The 5,923-nt window shown below is 67.2% G+C and carries 4 protein-coding genes; 3 read left to right on the plus strand and 1 reads right to left on the minus strand.

The genetic code is table 11. The features are described from left to right. The first annotated feature begins 17 nt into the window (after positions 1 to 17). Both I6U14_RS15085 and I6U14_RS15090 read left to right on the plus strand, forming a co-directional pair. Positions 18 to 806: a DUF1365 domain-containing protein gene (locus I6U14_RS15085; RefSeq protein ID WP_367115676.1), complete on the plus strand. Its 789-nt coding sequence runs from the start codon at positions 18 to 20 to the stop codon at positions 804 to 806. Then, on the plus strand, positions 806 to 2,041 hold the full coding sequence (locus tag I6U14_RS15090; protein ID WP_296900343.1) for a cyclopropane-fatty-acyl-phospholipid synthase family protein: 1,236 nt from the start codon (positions 806 to 808) through the stop codon (positions 2,039 to 2,041). Before I6U14_RS15085 ends, I6U14_RS15090 begins: the two co-directional genes overlap by 1 nt. Before the next feature lie 69 nt (positions 2,042 to 2,110). On the opposite strand, the gene I6U14_RS15095 is transcribed toward I6U14_RS15090, so the two are convergent. Beyond that, complete coding sequence (locus I6U14_RS15095; protein ID WP_296900344.1) at positions 2,111 to 3,742, minus strand: alpha-amylase family protein; 1,632 nt, start codon at positions 3,740 to 3,742, stop codon at positions 2,111 to 2,113. Positions 3,743 to 3,983: 241 nt separating this feature from the next. On the opposite strand from I6U14_RS15095, the gene I6U14_RS15100 reads away from it, so the two are divergent. Continuing rightward, complete coding sequence (locus tag I6U14_RS15100) at positions 3,984 to 5,204, plus strand: PQQ-dependent sugar dehydrogenase (protein WP_296900345.1); 1,221 nt, start codon at positions 3,984 to 3,986, stop codon at positions 5,202 to 5,204. Positions 5,205 to 5,923: the final 719 nt, after the last annotated feature.

Genomic DNA, 5,923 nt, shown 5'->3' on the forward strand with positions numbered 1-5,923 from the left:
CTCCACCGGCAGCCAGCTTGGCGTCGCCGCACCGCATCTACTTCACCCGCGTCATGCATCGGCGCCTGTTCCCGGTGCAGTACCGCTTCGAGTATCGAGTATTCAGCCTGTTGCTGGACCTGGACCGGCTGGATACGACGCCGCGACGCCTCGCCGTGGGGCCGCGGCGGGGCCTGCTGCGCGGGCTCTTGCGGCCGCAGCTCTTCCGCTTCGACCCGGCGGACCATGGGCCGCGGGATGGCTCCGCGCTCAGGCCCTGGGCGGAGCGGGTGCTGGCGGATCAGGGTATCGACCTTGGGGGCGGGCGCATTCGGCTGCTGTGCTTTCCGCGGCTCCTGGGCTACGGATTTAACCCTCTGAGCCTCTGGTACTGCGAGCACGCCGACGGACGCCTGCGGGCCGTGATCGCCGAGGTGAACAATACCTTCGGCCAACGCCACTGCTATCTGCTGCACGACGCTGGACGCGCCATCCCCTGGCCGCTGCGGGCCGAGAAGCTCAAGTGTTTTTACGTCTCGCCGCTGATGGACATGCAGGGGAGCTATCGCTTCCGACTCTCGCAGCCCGCTGACAGGCTTGTGGTGCTGATCCGCCAGCTCGACGAGCAAGGCCAGCTCAAGCTGGTGGCGAGCCAAACCGGCACCGGCGAGCCGCTGACGGATGCGGGTTTGCAGCGCGCCTTACGGCAGATGCCGATGATGACCTACAAGGTGATGTTCGCCATCCATTGGCAGGCGCTCAAGATCTGGCTTGGCGGCGCCCGTTTCTTCTCGAAGCCCGAGCCACCCACGCAGGAGGTGACCTGATGTCCGACCGCTCAAGCTCACAAGCCGAGGCCGCCCTGCCGGCGGCAGGCTTCGGGCGCATCGCTACCCGCACGGCGCTGAAGCCCTTCCGCCACCTGTTCGATCGTATCCTGCGCGGACACCTGCGCATCCGCATCGGCGAGCACTGCCACGAAATGCACGGCAGCGAGGCGGGCCCGAGCGGCGAAATCCGCCTGTTGCGGCCGCTGACCTTCGCGCGGCGCATCGCCACCCGCGGTCACGTCGGCCTGGGCGAAGCCTACATGGCCGGCGACTGGGACAGCCCGGACGTTACCGCCCTGCTGCATTGCTTCGCGGCCAACCAGCATGCCCTCGTGGAGGTCTTCGAGGGCAGCTGGCTGAATCGGCTGGGGTCCTTGCTGCGCCATCGCCGCCGCGCCAATACCAAAGCAGGCAGCAAGCGGAACATCGAGGCCCACTACGACCTCGGCAACGATTTCTACCGGCTCTGGCTCGACCCGAGCATGACTTACTCGTGCGCCGTGTTCGAGCCCGAGTTGGATGACCTGGCACGGGCACAGGCCAGCAAATACCGGCGCCTGCTCCAGCTGCTCGATGCCGCGCCCGGCCAGCACGTGTTGGAGGTGGGCTGCGGCTGGGGTGGCTTCGCACGCACTGCGGCCGCAGCCGGACTCGACGTTACGGGCATCACGCTCTCCCGCGAGCAGCTCGCCTGGGCCGAGCAGGCCGCGGCGGCGACGCCCGAGGCGGCGCGCATGACATTCCGACTCCAAGACTACCGCGACGTCACCGAGCGATTCGACCACATTGTCTCCATCGAGATGTTCGAGGCGGTCGGCGAAGCCTATTGGCCTGCGTACATGGCCATGCTGAAGCGCTGCCTGCACCCGGGTGGCCGTGCGGCCCTGCAGGTCATCACCATCGCGGACTCGGAGTTCGACGGCTACAAGGCGAGCCCGGACTTCATCCAGCACTACATCTTTCCGGGGGGCATGCTGCCGACCGTGGGCCGCTTCGATGATGCCGCCGCTGACGCCGGCCTGCAGGTCGTCTCGCGCAGCTTCCACGGCCTCGACTACGCCCGCACGCTCGCCCTGTGGCGGGAGCGCTTCGAAGCGTCCTTACCGGCGGTGCGGGCGCTCGGCTACGACGAGCGCTTTATCCGCATGTGGCGCTACTACCTGTGCTATTGCGAGGCGGGCTTCCGTGATCGGCGCATCGATGTCATGCAGGTGGCGCTGACGGGGGATTGAGGCACTCGGCGGCGGCTGCGAGGCTTGTGTACCGCCGATGTCTCAGGCCCGTTGGCCCGAGGCCTGCAGCTACTGCCCAACAGACGGCTGCGATCCGACATGAATTGCAACAGCCCCGCGCGGGGGCACCTCGAAGGTGGCGCCGGTGTCCTCGCGAATATTGACCTCCAAAACCTGCTCGGCAACTTTGGCATCCTCACTACCTGATGCATCCTGGGCGTCCGCACGCGGCACGCCATGCAGCACGCAGGCACCGCTGGCGGCGCGACTCACCACCGCGTTGCAGTAGCGCCCCGCCGGCAATCCGGTGCGCAGCCACTGGCGCATGGGCTCGTCGGTGTTGTTGATGACGACGAAACCGCGCTCGCCCCTGCCGAAGGCGATGCGCCCGACGTCGTCGTTCCACCAGTTGGCGAGCTCCGCATCGCCGACGTGGTTGCGGAAGCCCACCATGCCGGCAATGGCCGGGTGTCGATGCTCGCAATGCCAGGCGTTGCGACAGCCGAGCCCATCCGGCCCGTGCACGGGCTGCGTCTTGCCCTCTGTGTCGGTCGGTGGGCCGGCGCCGGCGTCGCTGAAGGCATAACCGGAAATCACCCGCGGCGTGCCATAGGGCCAGGCGAGCATGTAGAGGTTGGCAAGGTGGTACAGGGGCCCGTCGGCCGGACTCAGCAGCGCCGTCCCGCCCCCCGCTGCCAGAGGTGCACGCCGGCTCTCATGGCTGTCCACAAAGACCACAGCACGCTCGCCCGGCACCAGGTCATCAGCACCGAGACCAGGCTGCAAGTTCCGGAGCACGCCGATATCACCAGCGCGGAAAGCCGCGGCGAGCCTGCGGCTGTAGTCCAGCTCGGTGACGGCGCCGTTGCCGAGATACTCGCTGATGCGGACCGCATCACCCGGCTGCTCCGGAAAGGCCTGGTAGACAAAGGGCAAACCCTGCACCCGGGCAAGGACGCCGGCGATGTCAGCGGCCGCCATGTGCTTGGCGGCGTCGATCCGAAAGCCTGCCACGCCCAGCTTCACCAGCGTGTTGAGGTAGTTGCCGATGCGGTTCTGAACTCGGTCTGCATCCGTATTCAAATCTGCCCGTGCGCCCAAGTTGCAGCGCTGCACCGCCGCGCGATCGGTGTAGCGGCCGTCAACGTCGCAGCGGGGACTATGGAAGTCGCCGGGCAACAGCCCCGGATAATCGTAGTAGTCATACGGGCTGCCGGAACTACCAATGCCCCAGAGTGGATCCTCGGCGAAGGGAGGGCCTGTCATGTGGTTGATCACGGCATCGGCGTAGATCTTGACGCCGGCCGCCGCACAACGCCTGACCATGTCCGCGAAGGCGTCGGCGTCGCCGCTGCGGCTTTCGAGCGCGTAACTGACGGGCTGGTAGCGCTGCCACCAGGGGCCGCCCGCAACGCGGCGGTGCTCGTTAGGCGGTGACACCTGCACGGCGCCGTAGCCCGCGGCACCCAGAAAGCCCTCGCACTCGGCGGCGATGTCGTCCCAGCGCCATTCGAACAGGTGCACGATGACGCTGCGGGGTGTGTCGCCGGCGGCCACCACGGTCGGCGGGGCGCTGTCCAAGTCCGCCTGCGGTACGGCGTCCTGCAAGTCGTCCTGGGCGCCGAGCACGAGAATCAGCAGGGCAAAGCCGATGATGGTCGCGTTCAGGAGGGCACTCAGAAGATCGGCGAGAAACTGCATCTGGCGGCATTGCCTAAGGCGGGCGCTAAACCGATCTTCATGGTCTCACGGGCGCAAAGCCAACGGATACTCACGGGGGCAGGCAGAAGCGCCGGATGTCAGCCAGCGCCCGTCCTGGCCCCGTCTGAGCCCCGTCTGAGCCCGGTCTGGGCCCGATCTGCGCCCAGCCGCCTAAGCCTGTCCTGCAAGCCAGGACGCAACAGAGCAAGTAGTGGCATCGACACCGAGGAGACCAGCACCCATGCACTGCAGCCCAAATCACCCGCCGGCGGCGATCCACCGGTGCTCTCGCACGCACGCAGCACCCGCTTTGGTGGCGGCGAGCCTGGCCGCCCTGCTGATCGGCTGCTCCGCCCCGGCGGGCTCCATCGAGCCGACGGACACGGATATCCCGGACGCATCCGGCTGGCGCGCCGAGGAGGTCGTGCGCGGCCTTGAGCACCCTTGGGCTATCGCCTGGCTGCCAAACGGCGACGCCCTGATCACCGAGCGGCCCGGACGGCTCCGACTGCTGCGCGACGGCAAGCTGAACCCGACCCCCGTCACTGGCCTGCCCGAGATCTGCGGCGATTGCGGTCAGGGCGGCCTGCTGGACGTGGCGCTGCACCCCGGTTTCGCATCGAACCGGCTGGTGTATCTCACCTTTGCCCAGGGCGATGAAGACAGGAACCGCACCGCCCTGGCCCGTGGCCGCTTAGGGCCGGATGGCAAACGCCTGTTGGACACGGAAGTGATCTTCCGCAACGCCGACTGGAAGTCCGGAGGCCAGCACTTTGGCTCTCGGCTGTTGTGGCTGCCGGACGGCACACTTTTGATGAGCATCGGCGACGGCGGCAACCCGCCTGTGTCCTTTCGCGGCGAGAACATCCGCAACCAAGCGCAAAACCCAGGCACGCACTTCGGCTCCGTCGTCCGGCTCACCGAGGATGGCGAGGCGCCTGCGGACAATCCGCTCAAGGACAAAGCCGACGCCAAACCCGAGACCTACAGCTGGGGCCACCGCAACATCCAGGGCATGACCCGCCATCCGCAGAGCGGCGTGATCTACGCCAACGAGCACGGCTCCCGCGGCGGTGACGAGCTGAACCGCATCGAGCCCGGCAACAACTATGGCTGGCCCGAGGTCACCTACAGCAACGAATACTGGGGCCCGCCCGTTTCCGACGAGACCGAGCGCCCCGGTGTTACCGACCCGCTGCTGGTTTGGACTCCATCCAAAGCCCCGAGCGGCCTGACCGTCTACACCGGCGAGCGCTTTCCCGACTGGCGGGGCGATCTCTTCTCCGGCGCACTCAAGTTTCAGGAGGTGCAGCGCTTGGACCTCGAGGGAGGCCGCATCGTCGGCAAGGAGAAGCTTGAGATCGGCGAGCGCGTGCGCGACGTCCGCATGGGGCCGGACGGCGAGCTCTACGTGCTCACAGATGCGCCGGACGGCGCACTGCTGCGCATCGTCCCCGAGTGACCGGCCGGGAGGCCTCCGAAGACGCACTGCGCCGCGCAGGCTCTGCTCGGCTGAAGCCCTGGAAATTGCCGCCCGAGTACCACTGCCCGCTCATCGGCGCCTGCCTGTATGTGAAAGCGCTGTAGGGCATCGCCCGGCACCCGCGCCCGCTTCCAGGAACGGTGATCCCCGCATATGCTATTGCGAAGCGTTCTTGTTGGCATTATCTTGCCCAATTCGGCGGCTAACGGATTCACCCATACCCACGGCGGCGATAGGTCCAGATCCGCCCTGCGGGGCACACGCCCATGAGCACCTACAGCGAACAGCATTTCGTGCAAAGAATGCAGATGCCGTCTGCGCCAGCGTCCCGGCATGAAGATGCCGCAAGGCGAAGCCCATGGCGCATGCGCGCATGGCTGCGCGTCCTGGCCGGGCTCTTGAGCGAGCGCAGCCGCCGGCAGCGTCGCTGGGCGATGATCCGAGCCTTGGCTCAGCGCCAAGTCCGTTGACGTTTAGGCGTGCCGGCACGGGCAACTGACGCGCGAACCGCGCGGCCAAGGTAGGCTTTCAGCAACAGCCCGAGCAGACGGCCCCCACCGATGCAACGACAAGATATCGCCGCCTGGCAGCACAGCCACGACTTCTCGACCCCTGCCGAGCAGAGCGCCGAACGACGTACCCGCTGGGTGGTCTATTTGACCCTGGCCGCCATGGTGGTGGAGCTGGCAGCGGGCTGG

The organism is Thiohalocapsa sp. (assembly GCF_019695415.1).
Classification (GTDB): domain Bacteria; phylum Pseudomonadota; class Gammaproteobacteria; order Chromatiales; family Chromatiaceae; genus Thiohalocapsa.